Consider the following 21,421-nt stretch of genomic DNA (forward strand, 5'->3'; position numbering starts at 1 on the left):
GCCGACGCCTGCTCCGGCCGCAACGCCCGCGCCGGCCGCCGCCAATCCGCGCGGCCCCGTCCCCTACACCACCTTCCAGCGGAGGGCCCAGGCCCAGGCCCGTGCAGTCGCCCGGCCGAGCGCGTCGGCCGCCAGCGCCTCCTCGCCCGCCAAGCCCGCCGCAGCAGCGCCGGCCGCCTCCACCCTGATCGCGGGCGCCGCCCTACCGGCGACGCCCGCCGGCGCTCGCCTGGCGCCCGGCGAGACGATGCCCGCCGCTGAACTGGAAGCCTATGTCGACGGCGTCGTGCGCAGCGCCATGGCCAAGGATCACATCGCCGGCGTCACGGTCTCGGTTGTGCAGAATGGCCAGGTTGTCCTGAAGAAGGGCTACGGCTTCGCCAGCCTCTCGCCTCAGCGCCGGGTCGACCCGGACAAGACCCTGTTCCGCATCGGCTCGATCTCCAAGACCTTCACCTGGATCGCCCTGATGAAGGAGATCGAGGCCGGCCGCATTCGTCAGGACGCCCCGATCAATCTCTACCTGCCCGAGCGCCTGCAGGTCCGCGACCAGGGCTTCCGCACGCCCGTCCGGGTCATCAACCTGATGGACCATTCGCCGGGCTTCGAAGACCGCGCCCTCGGCCACCTGTTCGAGCGCAACTTTGATCGCGTGCGGCCGATGGCCGAATATCTGCGCCAGGAACGGCCGCGGCGGGTGCGCGATCCCGGCCTCTCGCCGGCCTATTCCAACTACGGCGCGGCGCTGGCCGGCCAGGCGGTGTCCTACGTCTCGGGCAAGCCCTTCGAGCGGCTGATCGAGGAGAGCATCCTCCTGCCCGCCGGCATGAACAGCACCAGCTTCCGCGAGCCGCACCCGCCGAAGGCCGGCCTGCCCGCCCCGATCCCGCAGCGGCTGGCGGACAACATCGCCGATGGCTATCGCTGGACGCCCGGCGGCTTCCGCGAGCGCCCGTTCGAGTTCATCAGCCAAGTCGCCCCGGCCGGCTCGGCCTCTTCGACCGCCGCCGACATGGCGCGCTACATGCAGCTGCTGCTGAACGGCGGTGCGCTGGACGGCGCGGTGATCTACGGCCCGCGCGCCGCTCAGGCCTTCCGCACCCAGATCCGCCGGACCCCAGCGGGCGTCAACGGCTGGCGCCACGGCTTCATGGAGTACGGCCTGCCCGGCGGCCGCACGGGCTTTGGCCACGCTGGCGGCACGCTGTCGTTCCTGTCGAACATGGTGGTGAGTCCGGACCTCAACCTCGGCGTCTTCATCAGCACCAACACCGAAACCGGCGGCGACCTGGCCATGAGCCTGGCCGGCGACATCGTCCAGCAGTTCTACGCCCCGCCGCAGGCCTTCCCTCGCCCGGGTTCGCCCGAGCTCGTCCAGCGCGCCCGCGATTTCGAGGGCTACTATGTCGGCACCCGCCGCGCCTATCGCGGTCTGGAAGGCATGGTCGGCCTGATCATCAACGGGGCCGACGTCAATGTGACCCCCGACGGCCGCCTGCTCGTCACCAAGGGCCGCCAGAGTCGCCTGTTCGTCCCCGACGGCGATCTCGCCCAGGGCCGGTTCGTCTCGGCGACCGGCGCGGACCACGTCGCCTTCGCCATGGACAACGGCCGCGCCTACGCCTTCCGCGGCGCGCTCGGCGACCAGATGTACCAGCGGTCCGGCTTCTGGAAGCGCCCGACCACCCTGATCGTCCTGGCCGTGCTGTCGGGCCTGGCGGCCGCCGCCACCCTGGCGGGGCTGTTCCTGCGCAATCGCCGCGAGTTCCGCGAGACGGCGGTCCAGCGCCAGGCCAGCCTGCTGCAGACCACCCAGGCGATCCTCTGGCTCTCCGCGCTCGGCCTGTTCGCCATCTGGGCCGGCCGAGCCTCGGACCTGGCCAACGTCATGTACGGCTGGCCCGGCGCGTCGCTGATCGTCGCCTCGGCCTGCGTGCTGGTGGCGGCGGCCCTGACGCTCGGCGGCTTGATCCTGATGCCGGCCATCTGGCGCGGCGGGCGTCGGGTTGATTCGTGGACCGCCCTGCGCAAGGCCGCCTATTCGTTTACGGCTCTGCTCTACGGCGCCTTCTCGATCGTGCTCGCGCTCTGGGGCGCGCTTAGCCCTTGGAGTGGTTGATGTTTTTCAACCATACCGATGCAGATTCCTCTGCGAAATGAGGCGCTAACGCCGCAAATGTAAACGCGTCGTTTACCAAGCACTGGGTAAATCCTGCCTAGCGGCGGGCGAGTGAGCGTCCGTCCCGCGTACCCTGGGAAGGACGCCCGGTTTGAACAACTTCGTCGCCGCCCTGCAAAGGTTCGGAATCGGACGACTGGCGGCCATCCTCGGGATCGGCGTCGGCGTCGCCGCGGCGATGATCGCGCTGACCATGAATCTGGGCGAGCCCAAGGCGCTCCTCTATTCCAACCTGGATCTCAAGGAAGCCGGCTCGATCACCACCGCCCTCGATCAGGCGGGTGTCAAGTACGAGGTGAAGGGCGACGGCTCGACCATCATGGTCGCCCGCGACCAGGTCGCGTCCACTCGTCTGATGCTGTCCAGCAAGGGCCTGCCGACCTCCGGCTCGGTCGGGTACGAGATCTTCGACGAAGCCAACGCCCTGGGCCAGACCGACTTCGTCCAGCAGCTGAACCGCCAGCGCGCGCTTGAAGGCGAACTGGCCCGCACGATCCAGAGCCTGGACGGCGTGGAGTCGGCCCGGGTCCATCTGGTCCTGCCCAAACGCCAGCTGTTCGAAGAGGAATCCGAGCAGCCTTCGGCCGCCGTCACCATCCATGTCGGCGGCCGCGCGCCGTCCGGCGATCAGGTCCAGGCCATCCAGAACCTGGTCTCCAGCGCCGTTCCCAACATGAAGCCGGGCCGCGTCACCGTCGTCGACCAGCACGCCAAGACCCTGTCGACCGGCGAAGACGGCTTCGGCGGCCAGGCCGCGGACGGTCGCCGCAACGAGGTCGAGCAGCGCATCGCCAAGACCGTCACCAAGCTGGTCGAAGGCGTGGTCGGCCCTGGCAAGGCGCGGGTCAACGTCACCGCCGACCTCAACCTGGCCCGCGTCACGGTCCAGCAGGAGACCTTCGACCCCGACGGCCAGGTCGTCCGCTCGGAGACCACAAACGAAGAGAATGCGCGCGAGAGCCAGCCCGACGCCAACGGCGCGGTGTCGTCCAGCGCCAACATCCCGGGCGGCGTTGGGGCCAACGGCGAGACCCTGAACCAGTCGGCCAGCGGCCGCACCGAATCCACCACCAACTACGAGATCTCCAAGACCGTCCGCACCGAGGTGCAGGAGCCCGGCGAGATGAAGCGCCTTTCGGTGGCCGTGGCCGTCGACGGCGCCACCGCGGCCGGAGCCGACGGCAAGCCCGGCGCCTACACGCCGCGCTCGGCCGAGGAAATGCAGCGCATCGAGCAACTGGTGCGCACCGCAGTCGGCTTCAACGGCGACCGCGGCGACCAGGTGACCGTGGTCAACGTCCGCTTCCCCTCGGCCGACGCCGAAGGCGGGGTCGAGACCGCCAACCCGCTGATGGGCTTCGACAAGAACGACATCATGCGCGCCGTCGAACTCGGCATCCTCGGCCTGGTGGCGGTCCTGCTGATCTTCTTCGTGGTTCGCCCGATGCTGAAGCCGAACAATGCAGGCCGCGGCCTGCCCGCCCTGACCTCGGCCGGCGCGCCGGGCGTGACCCGCCTGGTCACCACTCCTGACGGTCAGCCGATGCAGGTCACGGTCGACCCCGCCACCGGCCAGCCGCTGGCCCTGCCCGGCCCGGGCAACGAGCTGGACCAGCGCATCGACATCGCCCGCATCGAAGGCCAGGTGAAGGCCTCGTCCGTGAAGCGGGTGTCGGAGTTCGTCGAAACCCATCCCGAGGAGTCGGTCTCGCTCCTGCGTAGCTGGCTGCACGAGACGTCATGAACGCCCGCCTCAAGACCATCAACGATCCAGCCAAGCTGAGCGGCCCAGAGCGGGCCGCGGTGGTGCTGCTCGCGCTCGGCGAAGAGCACAAGACCATCTGGGAGCATCTGGACGAGGAGGAGATCAAGGAGATCTCCCAGGCCATGGCCAGCCTCGGCACCGTGTCCTCGGCCGCCGTCGAGCAGCTGCTGGTCGACTTCATCTCCGGCATGTCCGGGGCCGGCGCGATCATGGGTTCGTTCGAGCAGACCCAACGCCTGCTGCAGGCCTTCCTGCCCCCCGACAAGGTCGACTCCCTCATGGAGGAGATCCGGGGTCCGGCAGGCCGGACCATGTGGGACAAGCTGGGCAACGTGAACGAGGCGGTGCTCGCCAACTACCTGAAGAACGAATACCCGCAGACCGTCGCCGTCGTGCTGTCCAAGGTGAAGTCCGACCACGCCGCCCGCGTGCTGGCGGCTCTGCCGGAAGACTTCGCGCTGGAATGTGTGACCCGCATGCTCCGCATGGAGCCGGTGCAGCGCGAGATCCTCGACAAGATCGAGCAGACCCTGCGGACCGAGTTCATGTCCAACCTGGCGCGCACCTCCAAGCGCGACAGCCACGAGATGATGGCAGACATCTTCAACGCTTTCGATCGCCAGACCGAGGCGCGCTTCATCGCCGCCCTGGAAGAGCGCAACCGCGAAAGCGCTGAGCGCATCCGCGCGCTGATGTTCGTGTTCGAAGACCTCAACAAGCTCGACCCGGGCGGGGTGCAGACCCTGCTGCGCAATGTCGAGAAGGACCAGCTGGCCCTGGCGCTCAAGGGCGCCTCGGACAGCCTGCGCGAGATGTTCTTCTCCAACATGTCCGAGCGCGCCGCCAAGATCATGCGCGAGGACATGGAGAGCATGGGCCCGGTGCGCCTGCGCGACGTCGACCAGGCCCAGATGGCCATGGTCCAGGTCGCCAAGGACCTGGCCGCCAAGGGCGAGATTATGCTGGCCGGCGCCGGCGGCGACGATGAGCTGATCTACTGATGACCGGTCCCACGCATCAGAAATTCGGCTTCGACACGGTGTTCGACAACGCTGGCGACGTCGCCTACGCGGCCCAGCGCCCCAAGCGCCTGTTCCCGGCCGACGAGGTCGAGGTCCTGCGCGCCCAGGCTTTCGCCGAGGGCGAGCGCCAGGCCCTGGGGTCGATGGCCGCCCTGCAGACCCAGGCCCTGTCGCAGATCGCCGCCGTGGTCGGCCAGGCGCTGCCGAAACTGGCCGGCGTCGCCCACGATCACCGCGAAGGCTCGGCCGAGCTGGCCCTGGCCTGCGCCCGCGCCATCGCCGACGCGGCCCTGGCCAAGTTCCCGCACGCCCCTATCCAGGCCGCCCTGGAAAACCTGGCCCGTGAGATCGAGGCCTCGCCCAGGGTGATCGTCTCCGTTCAGGCCGACCTCGCCGAGGGCGTCCAGGCCGCCCTGGAAGAGACCGCCCAGGCCATCGGCTATCCCGGCGCCATCCAGGTGCGCGCCGCGGCCGGCATCGGCCCCGCCGCCTTCACTCTCGATTTCGGCGATGGATCGGCGGCCTTCGATCCTGCCGCCGCCGCCGCCCGCGTGGCCGCCGCCCTCCATGCGGCCTTGGCCGCCGAAGGGCTGCACGCCGAACCCCTCATTCCCGGAAGCGAAGGCTGAGCGCCATGGCCGACAACGACCTCAAGCTCGACGAATTTGGCCCCTCGGACATGCCCCTGGCCGAGATGGGAATGGAGATGGAGGACAAGACCGCCACCGATCTGGCGCCGGTCTTCGACGTGCCGGTCTCGATCTCGGCGGTGCTCGGCCGCGCCACCATGTCAGTCGCCCAGCTGCTGCAGCTTCAGTCGGGCAGCGTGCTCGACCTGGACCGCAAGGTCGGCGAGGCCATCGACATCTATGTGAACAACCGCCTGGTCGCCCGCGGCGAGGTCGTCATCGTCGATGACCGCCTGGGCGTGACCATGACCGAAATCATCAAGGACGGCGACGCGCAGGGCTAAGGCCCTGAGGCTCTCCAGGAGATAGTGCTATGCGGCTTTTGGTCGTCGGAAAACTGAACGGACAGCTCTCCAACGCCGTGAAGATGGCGATGACGGCGGGCGCCAAGGTCAGTCACGTCGAAACCATCGAGGCGGCCACCCACGCGCTGCGCGCCGGTCAGGGCGCCGACCTGCTGCTGGTCGACTACGACCTCGACATCGCCGGCCTGATCGCCGCCAACGAGGCCGAGCGGATTCGGGTGCCGGTCGTGGCCTGCGGCGTCGATCCCGACGCCCAGAAGGCCGGCGACGCCATTCGCGCCGGCGCCAAGGAGTTCATCCCGCTTCCGCCGGACGCCGAGATGATCGCCGCGGTCCTGGCCGCCGTCTCCGACGACGAGAAGCCGATGGTGGTCCGCGACCCGGGCATGCACTCGGTGATCAGCCTGGCCGATCAGGTCGCCCCGTCCGAAGCCTCGATCCTGATCACCGGCGAGAGCGGTTCGGGTAAGGAAGTCATCGCCCGCTACGTCCACCAGAAATCGCGCCGCGCCAATCGCCCGTTCATCTCGGTCAACTGCGCGGCGATCCCGGAGAACCTGCTCGAGAGCGAACTGTTCGGCCACGAGAAGGGCGCCTTCACCGGCGCCGTGGCCCGGCGCATCGGCAAGTTCGAGGAAGCCAATGGCGGCACCCTGTTGCTGGACGAAATCTCCGAGATGGACGCCCGCCTGCAGGCCAAGCTGCTGCGCGCCATCCAGGAGCGCGAGATCGACCGGGTCGGCGGCGCCAAGCCGGTGAAGGTGGACATCCGCATCCTCGCCACCTCCAACCGAGACCTGGCCCAGGCGGTGAAGGACGGCACATTCCGCGAAGACCTGCTCTATCGCCTGAACGTCGTGAACCTGCGGCTGCCGCCGCTGCGCGAGCGTCCCGGCGACGTGGTCGTCCTGGCCGAGTTCTTCATCCGCAAATATGCCAAGGCCAACGGCATGCCCGAGCGGCCGTTGTCGGCCGAGGCCAAGCGCCGCCTGGCCGCCCATCGCTGGCCAGGCAACGTGCGCGAGCTGGAGAACGCCATGCACCGCGCGGTGCTGCTGGCCAGCGGACCGGAGATCGAGGAAGGCGCCATCCGCCTGCCGGACGGCCAGCCGCTAGCCGCGCCGGACCCGGCCGCACGCATCTCGCAGACCGCCGCTGACGTCGCCGAGGCCGTCACCCGCACCTTCGTCGGCCAGACCGTCGCCGACATGGAGCAGCGCCTGATCATCGACACCCTGCAGCACTGCCTGGGCAATCGGACCCATGCCGCCAACATCCTCGGCATTTCGATCCGCACCCTGCGTAACAAGCTGAAGGAATACTCCGAATCCGGCATCTCTGTGCCTGCCCCGCAGATGGGCGCCAGCGCGGCCTGACCTGGGCCACCTATCCCCGTGAAGGCGGGGAGCTCAACACCCAGCCTTTCCCCTGAAGGGGGCGAGGAGGAGACCGAAGATGACGGACGCCTCGCTTTCATCCTCGAACCGGCCGACGCCCCGCGAAATGCTGGGCTGGGTGATGAAGGGCGAGGTCGCCCTGGCGCTCGGCGTCATCGGCATCGTTATCCTGCTGATCCTGCCGATCCCGGCCTTCCTGCTGGACGTGTTGCTAGCGATCTCGATCACCACCTCGGTGCTGATCCTGATGACCTCGCTGCTGATCAAGAAGCCGCTGGAGTTCACCGCCTTCCCGACCGTCCTGCTGGTCACCACGCTCTACCGCCTGGGCCTGAACGTCGCCTCGACCCGCCTGATCCTCGGCCACGGCCACGAAGGCGCGCACGGGGCCGGCAAGATCATCGAAGGCTTCGGCAAGCTGATGATGGGCGGCAACTACGTCATCGGCGTCATCGTCTTCGCCATCCTGGTGATCGTGAACTTCGTGGTCATCACCAAGGGTTCGGGCCGGATCGCCGAAGTCGCCGCCCGCTTCACCCTGGACTCGATGCCGGGCAAGCAGATGGCCATCGACGCCGACCTCTCGGCCGGCCTGATCGAAGAGAACGAGGCCAAGAAGCGCCGTAAGGAACTCGAGCAGGAAAGCACCTTCTTCGGGGCCATGGACGGCGCCAGCAAGTTCGTGCGCGGCGACGCGGTCGCCGGCCTGATCATCGTCGCCATCAACATCATCGGCGGCATCCTGATCGGCGTCGTGCAGCACAAGGTGCCGCTGGCCCAGGCCGCCTCGTCCTACACGATCATGACCATCGGCGACGGCCTGGTCAGCCAGATCCCGGCCCTGATCATCTCGATCGCCGCCGGCTTCCTGGTGTCGAAGGCCGGCGTCGACGGCTCCGCCGACAAGGCCCTGGTCGCCCAGCTGGCCATGAACCCGATCAGCCTGGGCATGGTCTCGGCCTCGGCCGGGGTCATCGCCCTGATCCCGGGGATGCCGATCATCCCGTTCGCCGCCCTGGCCGCGGGCTCAGGCTATCTGGCCTGGCGGCGCTCGCAGGAGGCCCTGCTCCCGCCGCCGGTCGAGATCGTCCCCGCCAACGCCGCGCCAGCCCAGGAGCAGGAAGAGCCGATCAGCCAGTCGCTGGCCATCGACGAGATCAAGATCGAGCTGGGCTATGGCCTGCTGCCGCTGATCAACGACCTCGAAGGCCGCCGCCTGACCGACCAGATCAAGGCTCTGCGCCGGACCCTGGCCCAGGACTTCGGCTTCGTCATGCCGTCGGTCCGCATCCTCGACAACATGCGCCTGCCCTCGCAGGGCTACATGATCCGCATCAAGGAGATGGAAGGCGGCGGCGGCGAAGTGCGGCTCGGCTCGCTGATGGCGATGGACCCGTCCGGCGGCCAGGTCGACCTGCCCGGCGAGCACATGCGCGAGCCGGCCTTCGGCCTGCCGGCCACCTGGATCGACGACTCCCTGCGCGAGGAAGCCACCTTCCGCGGCTACACCATCGTCGACCCGGCCACCGTGCTGACCACCCACCTGACCGAGATCCTCAAGGAGAACATGCCTGACCTGCTCTCCTACGCCGAGGTCCAGAAACTCCTGAAGGAACTGCCGGCCGAGCAGAAGAAGCTGGTCGACGACCTGATCCCCAGCGTGGTCTCGGCGACCACCGTCCAGCGCGTGCTGCAGGCCCTGCTGCGCGAGCGGGTCTCTATCCGCGACCTGCCGGCGATCCTGGAGGGCATCGGCGAGGCCGCGCCGCACACCCAGTCGATCACCCTCCTGGTCGAACAGGTCCGCGGCCGGCTGGCCCGTCAGCTCTCGTTCGCCTACCGCGGCGACGACGGCGCCCTGCCGATCATCACCATGTCCGGCGAGTGGGAGAACGCCTTCGCCGAGGCCCTGGTCGGCCCGGGCGAGGAGAAGCAGTTGGCCTTGGCCCCCTCGCGCCTGCAGGACTTCATCCGCGCGGTCCGCGAGAGCTTCGAACGCGCCGCCCTGGCCGGCGACAGCGCCGTGCTGCTGACCAGCCCGCAGGTTCGGCCCTATGTCCGTTCGATCATCGAGCGCTTCCGCGGCCAGACCCCGGTGCTCAGCCAGAACGAAATTCACCCGAAGGCGCGCCTGAAGACCGTCGGCCAGATCTAGGTCAGCGGCTTGGCGAAGATCAGCTTGGGCGCCGGCTCTTCCTCGAAGCGACCGCCGGTGTCGATGAAGCCGATCCGCTGATAGGCGGCGATCGCCGCCTCGTTCAGCGAGTTCACCGCCAACATCAGCTTGGGCTGCACTGGCCGCTCGCGGGCGAACCAATCCTCCAGCAGGCTGATGCAGCGGCGGCCCACGCCCTTGCCCTGGAAGCCGGGGCGGACGCGGAAATTGTGCAGGGTGACTGTTCCGGGCGGCGCCCAGGCGGGTCGGCGCAGCCCCTCGCGCAGCACGAAGAAGCCGACCACCTCGCCGCTCGGCTCGACCACCGCGAAGCCCTGCTCCAGGCCCACGGCGTCGGGTTCGTTGAGGCGTCCGAACACCTCGTCGAGGCTCCCGGCGAACGCCTCCTGCTCGGGAGGCAGGCTGATCACCTCCACCACGTCGCGGTCGGCGCCCGAGATCGGCTCAAGTCTCCAATCGGCGGCTTGTGTCGTCGTACCCATGATCAAAGGCTAGCACGCATTCGGCGAATGTTGTCATCCGAGCGGCGTGAAGTTCTGAAGACGCCCTTCAAACGCTTGATCAAATTGACGTTCCACGACCAAGCTTGACCACGCGCCGCGTCAGACGGCCAAATTCAGGGAAGACGCCATGAACACCAGAGCGCTCGCCTACGCCATCGTGATTGGGCTCGTACTTCAGCTCGTCATGGTGATCGCCGGCCACTACGTCCCGTTCATCAAGAACAACCTCTTCGCCATCGGCGGCATGCTGATCTCGCTGGTCGCGGGTCTGATCTACGCGCGCCGGGCCGCGAGCGGCTGGAGCGGCGCCCTGGGCGGCGGGCTGATCGCCGGCGGCCTCTGCGCCCTGCTCGGCATCGCGGTCTCGGTCATGCTGGGCGACGTGCCCGCCGAGGTGCTCGGCTACGGCTCGGCCGGGTCGGCGATCGCAGGCCTGATCGGCGGGGCGATCGGCAAGCTGCTCGCCCGAACCTAGCAGCCCAGCGTCAGGAGCGTTGCAGGCGCGCGCCCCGGCTGATAGCGATTTGCCCCTGGCGCGGTCATTGTCGGCCGCTGAGCGTTGGATATCGAATGCGGCCACCTGCTTCCAACTCCCGGCGCGGCCCGGGCGGCACGATCTTCTGGGATCTGCTGACCTTCGAGCGGCTGATGACCAACCAGGTCATCCATCTGATCTACTGGGCGGGCCTCGGGGTCATCGCACTGATCGCGTTCGGCACCGTCGGCGCCGCGGTCGGCGTCGCCCTGCGCGAAGAAAGCTGGATCGGCGTGATCCTGGCGATTCCGGTGCTGGTGGCGGGCCTGCTCGTGGTCGGCGGGCTGGTGCTGCTGTGGCGCTCGTTCTGCGAGCTCTACGTCGCCCTGTTCCGCCTCAGTGACGACCTGCACGCCCTGCGCCAGGCGGCCGACGCCGAACAGGCGCCGACGCCAGGACCGCGCTCCGGGCCGCTGAACTAACCCAACCCATTGATCCAGGCGCCAGCGGCGGACTTGGGCCGGCCGGCGTCGTCGAACAGCAAGGGCGCATCGCGCGCATCCTCGCGCTTCAGCCAGGAATCCCCGTCGCGCAGCCCCCAGTGGGTGAAGGCGAAGCGTTGCTGCGGCGGCAGCGCCGAGAACGCCTCGGCGCCTTCCGCATAGACCCGGCCCTGGCCCTGCTGCAGCCGGCTCCGATCCTTGATCAGACCGCCAGCCCGGCTCAACGACACATCCATTTCCGACAGGTGGATCGGCAGGCCCAGGCTCGCCAGATCGGCGATGGCGCGCTTCAGCTCGCCCGGCGCGAGGTCGGCGGCGACATGGGTCTGGGTTCCCAGTCCGCCTAGCGGCGCGCCGGCCTTCAGCAGCGCCTCGGCCAGCTTCAAAAACGTCGCCCGCTTCCTGGGCAGGTTCTCCAGATTGTAGTCGTTCAGGAACAGCACCGCGTTCGGGTCGGCCTGGCGGGCGTGCTGGAAGGCCAGCACCATGTGCTCCAGCTTGCCCAGCCGCTGCGACCAAAGGCTGTCTCGCCAGCCCTCGCCGTCCTCGGCCACCGCCTCGTTGACCACGTCCCAACCGACCGCCTGGCCGCGGTAGCGGCCGACCACCGCGGCGATGTAGTTGCGATAGGCGCCGTCGAAGGCGATCCGCCCGGTGTCCAGGCGCTCGAAGGCGGGCGGGCTCTGGGCGTACCAGACCAGCGTATGGCCAAAGAACCGCATCCCATGGGCGCGCGCGAAGGCGGCGATGCGGTCGGGCGCCTCAAAGCGCAGCGAGCCATCGTCCTGGACGATGTACTCCATCTTCATCTCCCACTCGGCGGTGAGCTGGGAGACCTGGGCCGCGGCCAGGGCGGCGAAGGCGGGATCGTCCAGTTGCGCGGCCTGCACGCAGGTCCCGACCGGGAAGCTGGCGACGGACTTGAGCGGCGGCAGGTCGATCGGCGAGGCCTGGGCCCCGGCCTTGCGGTCGCAGGCCGCCAACGCCAGCGTCGAGCCCAGCAGGGCCCGCCGTGAGAGCCTCACCGCCCGCCGGCGGCCGCGCGGCGCAGGCCCAGCTCGTCGAGCGCCGCGGTTTCCAGGCGCGCGGCTTCCTTCACCTGGGTCAGTCGGATGGTCTCGGCGACCTGCTCGTATTTCTTCTGTTCTTCGAAGGCCATGGCCAAGGCGTCGCGCGCACCGGCCTCCTCGATCGAGATATTGTTGATGTCGGCCTGCACCATCGCCTTGCGAGCGCGCAGCCCTTCCCAGAACCCGGCCTGATACCAGCCGGCCTCGGCGTCGTGGCGGGCGCGTTCGGCCTCCGCCTCGCCCTCAGCCTCCAGGAAGGCGAGCTTCATCTCGCACTGCATCCGCCGATCGGCGATCTCCGCCAGACGCTTCTGCAGGATCTCGACCTCGTAGGTCGACAGCTTGATTAGCGACTTCGCCCAGCTCATGCAGCCTCACCGTTCAGAATGCGCGCGAGCATGTCGAAGCTCTGCTCCAGGCCAGTGGCCTCGTCCTTGTCCTGACCCAGGAAAGCTTCCAGGGCCGGATTGAGTGCGATCGCGCGGTCGACCTGCGGGTCGGCCCCGGCGCGATAGGCGCCGATGCGGATCAGTTCTTCCATGTTGGCGTAGGCCGACAGCGACTGGCGCGCCGACTTCACGATCTCGCGCTCGTGCGGCAGGTGGCAGCCCGGCATGGTCCGGCTGATCGATTTCAGCACGTTGATCGCCGGGAAGCGTCCGCGCTCGGCGATGCTCCGCTCCATGACGATGTGACCGTCCAGGATCCCGCGCACCGCGTCGGCGATCGGCTCGTTGTGATCGTCGCCATCGACCAGGACGGTGAAGATGCCGGTGATCGGGCCCGCGGTCGTGCCGTCCGGCCGGATCGGTCCCGGTCCGGCTCGCTCCAGCAGCTTGGGCAGCTCGGTGAAGACGGTCGGGGTATAGCCCTTGGTGGTCGGCGGCTCGCCGGCGGCCAGGCCGATCTCGCGTTGCGCCATGGCGAAACGGGTGACCGAGTCCATCATGCACAGGACTTCCAGGTCCTGGTCGCGCAGGAACTCGGCGATGGCCAGGGTCATGTAGGCCGCCTGGCGGCGCTTCAGCGCCGGCTCGTCGGACGTGGCGACCACGACGATGGCGCGCTTCAGGCCTTCTTCGCCCAAGGTCTCTTCAATGAACTCGCGGACCTCGCGGCCGCGTTCGCCGATCAGCCCGACCACGACCGCGTCGCAGTCCGACTGCTTGGCCAGCATCGACAGCAGCACCGACTTGCCGACGCCCGACCCGGCGAACACGCCCAGGCGCTGGCCGCGGCAGCAGGTGGTGAAGACGTTCATCGAGCGCACGCCCAGGTCCAGGCGCTCGCCGACCCGTCCGCGCGCATGGGCGGCCGGCGGCGGGGCTCTCAGCGGATACGCCGCCATCCCCTGCGGCAGCGGCCCCTTGCCGTCAATCGGCTCGCCGAACGCGTCGACGATGCGGCCCAGCCACGCCGTGGTCGGACGCACGGCCGATCCCTGCGGCTCGATGCGGATCTCCGCGCCCGGGGCCACACCCTCGACGGGGCCGAACGGCATCAGCAGGGCGCGGGTCTCGCGGAAGCCGACCACCTCGGCCGCCAGCGGCTTGTCGGCCCGGCGCTCGATCTCGGCGCGCGCGCCGACAGCCAGGCGCGTCAGCCCGCCCCGCGCCTCGATCAGGAGGCCGTTCACGGCGGCGACACGGCCCGAAACGGTGAGCGGATCGATGCGCTCGACGGCGGCGACAAGACTGCGCAAGTCCGGAGAACCCCAGCGGTCAGATTCGACCGTGCCGCAGAGTCCCCCTCGCGCCGTTAATCCCCGGTGAAGATTTGGCCTCTCAGCGCAGCGCGGCGGCCAGTTTCGTCGCCCGTTGCGGATGCTTTGCGGCCAGCTTCGCCGCGGCCAGCGGCCGTTGCAGCGCCGCGCGCAGCAGCAGCGGCCGAATGGCCCTTGTGAGGACGGGTCGCGCATTGCGCGCCAGGGTCCCGCGACCAAGGAAAGCCGCCACGCCCACCACTGCCAAGGCGCCCAGCCCGATCGTCAGGCCCGGACGCTTCTGAGCCTCGGTGTAGAGGCTGAACTTGCGACCGCGCAGGTGCTCGCTCTCGGTCAGGCCGCCCATGCCCGCCTCGTGGAGGCTGTCGCGCAGAGGCTTGGCGCCGCGCCGGCGCACCAGCGGCGGCATGAGCCGCGCCATCGCCTTGTCGGCCACGCCAGGCAGCGCGTTCGAGCCGATCGTGAACGGCCGCGCCCCAGCCCCGACCGCCAGATCGCGCACCGGATGACTGGCCGCGTGCAGGATGGCGTCGGCGACCAGCTCCGGCGAGTAGCGCGGCGGCGGCACCCTGGCCGCCTTGTCCATCAGGTTGCGGGCGTGATCGGCGAAGGGCGTCGAGAGGCTCGACGGCTTGATCAGGGTGACCGACACCGGGAGCTTGTCGCGCAGCAGCTCGACCCGCAGCGCCTCGGTGAAGCCCTTCACCGCGTGCTTTGACGCCGAGTACGCGCCCATCAGCGGCGCAGCCGCGTCCGACAGGGCCGCACCGACATTGATCACCGCGCCGGACCCGCCGCGTTGCCTGAAGTGCTTCACCGCCTCCAGAGATCCGTTGACGACGCCGAAGTAGTTAGTCCGGAACAGACGCTCATGGTCGGCGGCGGTCGTTTCCGTCAGCTCGCCGAACAGCCCGACCCCGGCGTCGTTCACCCAGGTGTCGAACCGCTCGAAGCGGGCGATGGCGGCCCGGGCGATCTTCTCGACTTCGGCGGCGTCGCCGACATCGGCGGCCACCGCGTGCGCCCGTCCACCGGCGGCGTTGATGTCCTCGCTGATCGCCCGCAGAGCGTCGGCGTTGCGCGCCACGAGCACCACGGCCGCGCCTGCCTTTGCGGCCTTGCGCGCCGTCGCCAGGCCAATGCCGGAAGAGGCCCCCGTGATGACGATGACCTGGTCGGCGAGCGGCTTCAGTTTCACGGCCATGGTGGTCCTTCAGGCTGAGGTGTCAGGTCGAAACGACCCGCGGCCACTCCCGTTCCCACCTTGGCCTGTGGGTTAAAATTTCTCGATCAGCGGCAAGTTCTGTTCGCCCACCAAGTCCAATCACAAAAGATTCAACAGGCTAGTGACTCACCGCCCTGGCCGACTCTTGTCGGCGAATCCCGAACCGAGTTAACGATTCGCTCAGAGGCGCTTCACCATTAACCGGTCATAAATTAACTCGCTGGCAAGTTAACCGCGAGGATCGGGGCGGATTGCCCGGAGACGTAGGTTTTTAGCGCTACCGTTCGAGGAGGAACTGATGCGCGTACTGTTGATTGAGGACGATAGCGCCACGGCGCAGAGCATCGAGCTGATGCTCAAGTCCGAGGGGTTCAATGTCTATACGACGGACTTGGGCGAGGAAGGCGTCGATCTGGGTAAGATCTACGACTACGACCTCATCCTGCTGGACCTGAACCTGCCTGACATGAGCGGCATGGACGTGCTGCGCACGCTGCGGGTCGCGAAGATCAACACCCCGATCATGATCCTGTCGGGCACCGCCGAGATCGACACCAAGGTTAAGACCTTCGGCGCCGGCGGCGACGACTACATGACCAAGCCGTTCCACAAGGACGAACTGGTGGCCCGGATCCACGCGGTGGTCCGCCGCTCCAAGGGTCACGCCCAATCGGTCATCAAGACCGGCGACATCACCGTCAACCTCGACGCCAAGACCGTCGAAGTGAACGGCGCCCGCGTCCACCTGACGGGCAAGGAATACCAGATGCTGGAGCTGCTCTCGCTCCGCAAGGGCACCACGCTCACCAAGGAAATGTTCCTGAACCACCTCTACGGCGGCATGGACGAGCCTGAGCTGAAGATCATCGACGTCTTCATCTGCAAGCTGCGCAAGAAGCTGGCGGCCGCCGCCGACGGCAAGCACCACATCGAAACCGTCTGGGGCCGCGGCTACGTGCTGCGCGACCCGCACGAAAGCGCCGTGGCCGCCTAAGCGCCCGACCGCTTTTTTCAGACCTGCGAACGCCCGCCGCTCCTCCGGCGGGCGTTTTCGTTGGCGCGCAGGTCGTCGCGTAGAACTCAACCTGCGACGCCACGGTATTTCCTAGCGAAGGCAAAGAGCATTTGGAGCGTGACAGCTTCAAGTGGAAGCCGGTTGAAGCGACCGTCACGCTCTACACTTTTGAAGATAGACCCTTTTTGCCCGGTTCAGGTGATGCCACCGGAACCGGAAAGGGTCTAGGCTCGCGCCAAATGCTCGCGGGGAGGCGGCGAAGTGGGAAGAAACATCGCGCTGATCGTATGTCTGATCGCGGCCTTCGCCTGGGCGTGGACGGCCGAGCGCACACCTGACCCCCGCCCCGCCAACGCCCCAGCCGGCGAGTTCTCCTCGGGCCGCGCCATGGCGGACGTCGAAGTCATCGCCAAGGCCCCGCATCCGATCGGCAGCCCGGCCAACGCCGCGGCCCGCGACTATCTGGTCGGCCGCATGACCGCCCTCGGCCTCTCCCCGCAAGTGCAGCGCGCCGAAGTCCTGCGCCAGCGCGACAACTGGATCGCCGGCGGCATGGTCGAGAACATCATCGGCGTCCTGCCCGGCAAGGACCGGACGGCGCCCGCCGTCGCGCTGATGGCCCACTATGACAGCGTCCCCGGCTCGCCCGGCGCCGCTGACGACGCCGCCGGGACCTCTGCCGCGTTGGAGATCATCCGCGCGCTGAAGACCAAGGGCCAACCGGCCCGCGACGTGATCGTGCTGCTCACCGACGGCGAAGAGAGCGGCCTGCTCGGCGCCCAGGCCTTCTTCGACCAGCACCCGCTGGCCGGCCGTGTCGGCTTTCTACTCAACATGGAGGCGCGCGGCGGCGGCGGCCGCGCTCAGATGTTCCAGACCGGAGCCGGCAACGGCGAGACCGTCGAGTTGTTTCGCAAGGTCACCGCATCCCCCACGGCCTCCTCACTGACCGTCTTCCTCTACGAGCACATGCCCAACGACACCGACTTCTCGGTGTCCAAGGCCAAGGGGGTCCCCGGCCTGAACTACGCCTTCATCGGCAGCCAGTTCGACTATCACTCCCCGACCTCCACTCCGGCTAACCTGGACAAGGGTTCGCTGCAGCACCTTGGCGAGCAGGCCCTGGCCGCCACAAGCGAAGCGGCGTTCGCAACCGCCGTGCCGGCCAAGACTCCCAACCTGGTCTACGCCAGCGGCCTGGGCGGGCCAGTGATCGCCTATCCGCCGATGGTCGGCTGGCTGTTGCTGGCGCTGACCAGCCTGCTGATCGGCATTGGGCTCGTGCGCGCGCGCCGCGCCGAGGCCCTGCAATGGACCGACTTGCTGAAGGGCTCCGGCGGCGCCCTCTACGGGGCGCTGCTGGCCGCCGCTCTGTTCCGCCTCGCCCGGCATGCCACCGGGGCCGGCTTCGGTTTCCTGCAGCAGCGCTACCTGCTGGCTCAGGTCCAGCGTTGGGAAGTCGCTCTGGCCCTGCTGGGCGTCGGGGTCCTGGCGATGGCGGCGGCGGCCAGCGGTCGCGGACGCACCCGCCTGGCCGGCGCCCTGCTGGCGCTCGGCGTCGGCCTCGCCTCGTCGGCCTTCGGCGCTTTCGACATGATCGGCGCCGTGCTGGGCGCCCTAGCGGCGCTGCTGGCCATCGCAAGCTTCGGCCGCCCCGCCGGCGTCGCCGGCAGCTGGGCCGGCGTGCTAATCCTTGGGGCAATCATCGCGACCGCGCTGCAGGCCCTAGCCCCGCCCACCGCCTTCCTGGTCGCCTGGCCATTGGCGCTCGCCGCGCTGGCGGCGGCGCTGACCGGTCTGGCCGCTCGCCGCAACCTGCCAGGTCTGATCGTCCTGACCCTGGCCGGAACAGTCGCCGTCGCCTGGCTGCTGGGCTTCGCCCATGGGGTGTTCGAGGGGCTCGACCAACCTGAGATGCTCGGCGTCTTCGTCCTGCTGGCGAGCCTGGCTATCTGGCCGCTGGCCCAACCGCCCGTCGATCAAAAGGGCGCGCGGCTGGCCGCCATGGCCGTCGTGCTGCTGGGCGTGATCGCCGTCGGCGTCGTCCGCTTCGATCCGCCTTGGAGCGCCCGCCACCCGCAGGCGACACATATCGCCTACTACGTCGAACCGGCCGGCGGCCGCGCCCTGCGCATCAGCGATGCGCCCGCCCCGCCCGCCTGGACAAGGGCCGTCCTGAGCGCCGACGGAGGTCAGATCGAGCAACTGCGGCTGCCGGCCCTGCGTCGCAGCGATGTCTGGGCCGCCAAGGCCGCCCCGATCACCGCTACGCCGGTCAAATCCGAGCTGATCGCCCAGCCTGACGGCGCGCACGGACTGCGCCTGACGCCGCCGCCGGGCGCGCGCACCCTGATCATTGCGCTGAAATCGGAGTCTGGCCTGACCGGCGCCAGCATCAACGGACGCCCGGTCAAGCTGGCGCCCGGCAAGGACGCGACGCGGATCTTCTGGGAGGCGCCTTCGGGCCAGCCCGTGACGGTGAGCTTCCGCGCAGCCGCGCCGGGCGCGGTCGAGGCCCACTATGCGGCGCTGATCGACCAGTGGCCGGCGGAGGCCAAGCCGTTGCCTGCCCGCCCCGCCGACCTGATGATCTTCGGCGCCTCTGGCGCCACCATCGTCGGCGGCGCCCAGAGATTCACCTGGTAGGGCCTACTTCTCGAAGGCGGCGGTGATTTCGAGGTTCACGTCGTCGCTCACCACCGGCGAGGCGTAGCCGAGGCCGAAGTCGCTGCGCTTCAGCTTAGTGGTCGCATGGAAGCCGACCGTCTGGGCCTTGCTCATCGGGTTGGCGCCAGCGCCGGTCAGGGTGGCGTCCAGCACGACCGGCTTGGTCACGCCGCGCAGGGTCAGGTCGCCGGTGATCTTGGCCTTCTGACCGTCGACAACGACCGAGGTCGACACGAACTTGCCGGCCGGGAACTTCTCGACGTCGAAGAAGTCCTTGCTCGACAGGTGCTTGGTGAAACCGGCCGAGGTGGTGGTCAGGCCCGACAGCGGGATCTCGATGGCGACCTTGGCGGCGGACGGCTTGGCCGGATCCAACTCCAGCGTGCCGCTCATGCTTCCGAACATCCCGTATAGGATCGAGAAGCCCATGTGGTTGACCGACCAGACGGCCTGGGTGTGGTTGGCGTCGACCTTGTAGGTCGCCGCGGCGATGCGCGAGACGTCCGGAGCCCCCGGCTGTTGGGCCAGGACAGGCGTGGCGATCATGACCGCCGCCAGGCTCGCGGCGGCAAGAAGCTTCTTCATGGTCTGTAGTTCTCCAAGGAGAGTAGTAGTCAGGGGCCCAGTCGCCCATAGATCGAGCCGCACCCGCCCCCCGTCAAGGCAAGCCTCACTATTTCCTTGTTGCGCCGCGGGTATGGTCATTTGGCCGCCGAACGCGCTATTGCCCGCTTGCCAAGTTTGCGCGCACTTCAGTTCGGATTTCGGAGGACACCGCATGAGCGATCAGAACCAGGCTGCGGACGTCGTCATCTACCACAATCCGGCCTGCGGCACGTCCCGCAATACGCTGGCCTTGCTGCGCGAAAAGGGCCTCGAGCCCCAGGTCGTCGAGTACCTGAAAGAGGGCTGGAGCCGCGAGCAACTGACCGCCCTCACCGCCAGGATGGGCGTCAGCGCCCGCGAGATCCTGCGCGAGCGCGGCACCCGCGCCGTCGAGCTCGGCCTCACCGATCCAGGCGCCTCCGACGAGGCGATCATCGCGGCGATGATCCTCGATCCGATCCTGGTGAATCGACCTATCGTCTCGACGTCGAAGGGTGCGGCGCTGTGCCGTCCTGCCGAACTGGTCTTGGGTCTGATCTAAGCAGTCAGAACAAATCGCCGGCAAAGCTTACCAGCGATTAACCATATCGGTAGACAACGGCTAAGCCGTTCGCCAGTTAAGTTCCGCTTTTCTCCACGGGCGGGCCGGACCAGTCCGTGGGCATCGCGAGTACGGGGGGCACGATGCAAGAGTTCGATCCGCGACGTCCGACGTTCCGCCTCACGCCGCGCCTGGCCATCGGCCTGGCCGGCGTCGCCGCACTGGCCCTGGGCTGGAAGCTGACCACCGACCAGGCCGCCGGTCCCGCCAAGGCGCCGCTCGATCCCTCAGCCATCGCCGCCCTGCAACATGCCGCCTTCACCCAGTCCGAGGCTCAGCCCGGCTTCACGCGCCCCGAAAGCGTGCCGGTGAAGGTTCTGCCCGGAGAAACCCTGGAGTCCGCCGTCGAGCGCGCCGGCGTGCCGCGCGACGAGGCCCGCCGAGCCGTCGAGACCCTGGCCGCGGCCATGGACACCGTTCACATCAAGGCCGGCATGGCCTTCGACGCCGCCATCGCCAAGCCGCGCGGCGAGCGTGGCCAGGCCCGGCTGATCGGCCTGTCGCTGCGCACCGGCCCGGCCCAATCGATCACCCTGTCGCGCACCTTCGACGGCGCCCTGCGCTTGCGCGAAATGGAAGAGAAGATCCGCGACGAGGAGATGGTCGCCCGCGGCGAGATCTCCGGCTCGCTCTACGAGAGCGCCTCGCGCATGGGGGCCAACCCCACCATCGTTTCCAGCATGGTCAAGCTGTTCTCGCACAAGGTCGATTTCGACCGCGACCTGAAGCCCGGCGACGACTTCACCATGGTCTTCGACCGCAAGGTCACCGAGAGCGGCCGCACCATCGAGACCGGCGAACTGGAATACGCCTCGATCAAGGGCGTGCAGTTCTACCGCTTCGCACGCCCCAACGGCGACACCCAGTACTTCGACGAAAACGGCAAGAATATCAAAGGCTTCCTGCTCCGCACGCCCGTCGACAATGCGCGCATGACCAGCCGCTTCGGCATGCGCCGTCACCCCATCCTCGGCTACAACCGCATGCACCAGGGCATCGACTTCGGGGCCGGCAGCGGCACGCCGGTGGTCGCCGCAGGCGATGGCGTGGTCGTCGAGGCCCGGCGCTGGGGCGGCTATGGCAACTGGGTGCGCATCCGCCACTCCGGCGGCTTCGAAACTGGGTACGCTCATCTCTCACGTTTCGGTAAAGGCGTCCGCGCCGGTCAGCGGATCAGCCAGGGCCAGGTCATCGCCTATGTCGGCTCCACCGGCGCCTCCACCGGCCCGCACCTGCACTACGAGATCTGGCAGCACGGCAAGCGTGTGAACCCGGTCGGCGCGAAGGTGCCGCAAGGCACGGTCCTGGCCGGTGGCGAACTGGCCTCCTTCCGGGCCCAAAAGGCCCGCATCGACGCCCTGGTCGCCGGGCAAGGCGCCGACAAGGCGCCCGAGCGACTGGCCCTTGCGGAAACCGAAAATCCGACCCCGCTGCGCCGCTAAAAGCCGCTTTCACCACACGGCTTTTCGCGCATAGGCTTCCCCCAGGGAAGGCTTTTGG

The 21,421-nt window shown here is 68.5% G+C and carries 19 protein-coding genes; 13 read left to right on the forward strand and 6 right to left on the reverse strand.

The genetic code is table 11. The features are described from left to right. From AC1DQJ_RS19575 to flhA, 7 genes are all read left to right on the forward strand, one after another. The coding region (locus AC1DQJ_RS19575) for a serine hydrolase domain-containing protein (protein WP_477606410.1) at window positions 1–2,119 on the forward strand (2,119 nt) is incomplete at its 5' end. Between the two features lie 151 nt (window positions 2,120–2,270). After that, window positions 2,271–3,923: a flagellar basal-body MS-ring/collar protein FliF gene (gene fliF, locus AC1DQJ_RS19580; RefSeq protein WP_477606412.1), complete on the forward strand. Its 1,653-nt coding sequence runs from the start codon at window positions 2,271–2,273 to the stop codon at window positions 3,921–3,923. Then, a complete protein-coding gene (gene fliG, locus AC1DQJ_RS19585) occupies window positions 3,920–4,945 on the forward strand; it encodes a flagellar motor switch protein FliG (protein WP_477606414.1) in 1,026 nt (341 codons plus the stop codon). Before fliF ends, fliG begins: the two co-directional genes overlap by 4 nt. Then, window positions 4,945–5,595: a FliH/SctL family protein gene (locus AC1DQJ_RS19590; protein ID WP_477606416.1), complete on the forward strand. Its 651-nt coding sequence runs from the start codon at window positions 4,945–4,947 to the stop codon at window positions 5,593–5,595. Before fliG ends, AC1DQJ_RS19590 begins: the two co-directional genes overlap by 1 nt. A 5-nt stretch (window positions 5,596–5,600) precedes the next feature. Beyond that, window positions 5,601–5,939 carry a flagellar motor switch protein FliN gene (fliN, locus tag AC1DQJ_RS19595; protein WP_477606418.1) on the forward strand — a complete coding sequence of 113 codons (339 nt, stop codon included), beginning with the start codon at window positions 5,601–5,603 and terminating at the stop codon, window positions 5,937–5,939. Between the two features lie 29 nt (window positions 5,940–5,968). Continuing rightward, complete coding sequence (gene flbD / locus AC1DQJ_RS19600) at window positions 5,969–7,336, forward strand: sigma-54-dependent transcriptional regulator FlbD (protein ID WP_477606420.1); 1,368 nt, start codon at window positions 5,969–5,971, stop codon at window positions 7,334–7,336. A gap of 79 nt (window positions 7,337–7,415) precedes the next feature. After that, window positions 7,416–9,512, forward strand: coding sequence for a flagellar biosynthesis protein FlhA (flhA, locus tag AC1DQJ_RS19605; protein ID WP_477606422.1), 2,097 nt, complete (start codon window positions 7,416–7,418; stop codon window positions 9,510–9,512). Here the strand turns inward: flhA and AC1DQJ_RS19610 are convergent. Continuing rightward, the gene (locus tag AC1DQJ_RS19610) at window positions 9,509–10,015 is read right to left on the reverse strand and encodes a GNAT family N-acetyltransferase (protein ID WP_477606424.1); all 507 of its coding nucleotides are present in this window, start codon (window positions 10,013–10,015) and stop codon (window positions 9,509–9,511) included. The two genes, flhA and AC1DQJ_RS19610, sit on opposite strands and share 4 nt — an antisense overlap. Window positions 10,016–10,163: 148 nt before the next feature. On the opposite strand from AC1DQJ_RS19610, the gene AC1DQJ_RS19615 reads away from it, so the two are divergent. Next, a complete protein-coding gene (locus AC1DQJ_RS19615) occupies window positions 10,164–10,511 on the forward strand; it encodes a hypothetical protein (RefSeq protein WP_477606426.1) in 348 nt (115 codons plus the stop codon). A 95-nt stretch (window positions 10,512–10,606) separates the two neighbouring features. Next, entirely contained in the window at window positions 10,607–10,993 is a 387-nt protein-coding gene (locus tag AC1DQJ_RS19620; RefSeq protein ID WP_477606428.1) for a DUF4282 domain-containing protein, read from the forward strand. On the opposite strand, the gene AC1DQJ_RS19625 is transcribed toward AC1DQJ_RS19620, so the two are convergent. The 4 genes from AC1DQJ_RS19625 to AC1DQJ_RS19640 form a co-directional block, all read right to left on the reverse strand. Further along, window positions 10,990–12,039, reverse strand: coding sequence for an endo-1,4-beta-xylanase (locus AC1DQJ_RS19625; protein ID WP_477606430.1), 1,050 nt, complete (start codon window positions 12,037–12,039; stop codon window positions 10,990–10,992). The genes AC1DQJ_RS19620 and AC1DQJ_RS19625 overlap by 4 nt on opposite strands. Further along, window positions 12,036–12,452 carry a flagellar export protein FliJ gene (locus tag AC1DQJ_RS19630; RefSeq protein ID WP_477606432.1) on the reverse strand — a complete coding sequence of 139 codons (417 nt, stop codon included), beginning with the start codon at window positions 12,450–12,452 and terminating at the stop codon, window positions 12,036–12,038. The genes AC1DQJ_RS19625 and AC1DQJ_RS19630 overlap by 4 nt, the downstream gene beginning before the upstream one ends. Next, window positions 12,449–13,786, reverse strand: a complete 1,338-nt coding sequence (fliI, locus tag AC1DQJ_RS19635; RefSeq protein WP_477606434.1) for a flagellar protein export ATPase FliI — start codon at window positions 13,784–13,786, stop codon at window positions 12,449–12,451. The genes AC1DQJ_RS19630 and fliI overlap by 4 nt, the downstream gene beginning before the upstream one ends. An 82-nt stretch (window positions 13,787–13,868) precedes the next feature. Further along, a complete protein-coding gene (locus AC1DQJ_RS19640; protein ID WP_477606436.1) occupies window positions 13,869–15,011 on the reverse strand; it encodes an SDR family oxidoreductase in 1,143 nt (380 codons plus the stop codon). Window positions 15,012–15,330: 319 nt separating this feature from the next. On the opposite strand from AC1DQJ_RS19640, the gene ctrA reads away from it, so the two are divergent. Together ctrA and AC1DQJ_RS19650 are read left to right on the forward strand one after the other, a co-directional pair. Beyond that, window positions 15,331–16,026: a response regulator transcription factor CtrA gene (gene ctrA / locus AC1DQJ_RS19645; RefSeq protein ID WP_477606438.1), complete on the forward strand. Its 696-nt coding sequence runs from the start codon at window positions 15,331–15,333 to the stop codon at window positions 16,024–16,026. Between the two features lie 282 nt (window positions 16,027–16,308). Then, window positions 16,309–18,693 carry a M20/M25/M40 family metallo-hydrolase gene (locus AC1DQJ_RS19650; protein ID WP_477606440.1) on the forward strand — a complete coding sequence of 795 codons (2,385 nt, stop codon included), beginning with the start codon at window positions 16,309–16,311 and terminating at the stop codon, window positions 18,691–18,693. Between the two features lie 3 nt (window positions 18,694–18,696). On the opposite strand, the gene AC1DQJ_RS19655 is transcribed toward AC1DQJ_RS19650, so the two are convergent. Further along, complete coding sequence (locus AC1DQJ_RS19655) at window positions 18,697–19,299, reverse strand: YceI family protein (RefSeq protein ID WP_477606442.1); 603 nt, start codon at window positions 19,297–19,299, stop codon at window positions 18,697–18,699. Between the two features lie 193 nt (window positions 19,300–19,492). On the opposite strand from AC1DQJ_RS19655, the gene arsC reads away from it, so the two are divergent. Both arsC and AC1DQJ_RS19665 read left to right on the forward strand, forming a co-directional pair. Continuing rightward, window positions 19,493–19,861 (forward strand): arsenate reductase (glutaredoxin), encoded by a 369-nt coding sequence (gene arsC / locus AC1DQJ_RS19660; protein ID WP_477606444.1) that lies wholly within the window; start codon window positions 19,493–19,495, stop codon window positions 19,859–19,861. Between the two features lie 143 nt (window positions 19,862–20,004). After that, on the forward strand, window positions 20,005–21,363 hold the full coding sequence (locus AC1DQJ_RS19665; protein WP_477606446.1) for a peptidoglycan DD-metalloendopeptidase family protein: 1,359 nt from the start codon (window positions 20,005–20,007) through the stop codon (window positions 21,361–21,363). Window positions 21,364–21,421: the final 58 nt, after the last annotated feature.

This window comes from Phenylobacterium sp. P4_E10, from assembly GCF_056401675.1.

What these genes read in the sequence shown, in the direction of transcription:
- fliG (WP_477606414.1), top strand. Translation starts at nt 3,920, where the DNA reads ATGAACGCCCGCCTCAAGACCATCAACGATCCAGCCAAGCTGAGCGGC.
- AC1DQJ_RS19590 (WP_477606416.1), top strand. Translation starts at nt 4,945, where the DNA reads ATGACCGGTCCCACGCATCAGAAATTCGGCTTCGACACGGTGTTCGAC.
- fliN (WP_477606418.1), top strand. Translation starts at nt 5,601, where the DNA reads ATGGCCGACAACGACCTCAAGCTCGACGAATTTGGCCCCTCGGACATG.
- flbD (WP_477606420.1), top strand. Translation starts at nt 5,969, where the DNA reads ATGCGGCTTTTGGTCGTCGGAAAACTGAACGGACAGCTCTCCAACGCC.
- flhA (WP_477606422.1), top strand. Translation starts at nt 7,416, where the DNA reads ATGACGGACGCCTCGCTTTCATCCTCGAACCGGCCGACGCCCCGCGAA.
- AC1DQJ_RS19610 (WP_477606424.1), bottom strand. Translation starts at nt 10,015, where the DNA reads ATGGGTACGACGACACAAGCCGCCGATTGGAGACTTGAGCCGATCTCG.
- AC1DQJ_RS19615 (WP_477606426.1), top strand. Translation starts at nt 10,164, where the DNA reads ATGAACACCAGAGCGCTCGCCTACGCCATCGTGATTGGGCTCGTACTT.
- AC1DQJ_RS19620 (WP_477606428.1), top strand. Translation starts at nt 10,607, where the DNA reads ATGCGGCCACCTGCTTCCAACTCCCGGCGCGGCCCGGGCGGCACGATC.
- AC1DQJ_RS19630 (WP_477606432.1), bottom strand. Translation starts at nt 12,452, where the DNA reads ATGAGCTGGGCGAAGTCGCTAATCAAGCTGTCGACCTACGAGGTCGAG.
- AC1DQJ_RS19640 (WP_477606436.1), bottom strand. Translation starts at nt 15,011, where the DNA reads ATGGCCGTGAAACTGAAGCCGCTCGCCGACCAGGTCATCGTCATCACG.
- ctrA (WP_477606438.1), top strand. Translation starts at nt 15,331, where the DNA reads ATGCGCGTACTGTTGATTGAGGACGATAGCGCCACGGCGCAGAGCATC.
- AC1DQJ_RS19655 (WP_477606442.1), bottom strand. Translation starts at nt 19,299, where the DNA reads ATGAAGAAGCTTCTTGCCGCCGCGAGCCTGGCGGCGGTCATGATCGCC.
- arsC (WP_477606444.1), top strand. Translation starts at nt 19,493, where the DNA reads ATGAGCGATCAGAACCAGGCTGCGGACGTCGTCATCTACCACAATCCG.
- AC1DQJ_RS19665 (WP_477606446.1), top strand. Translation starts at nt 20,005, where the DNA reads ATGCAAGAGTTCGATCCGCGACGTCCGACGTTCCGCCTCACGCCGCGC.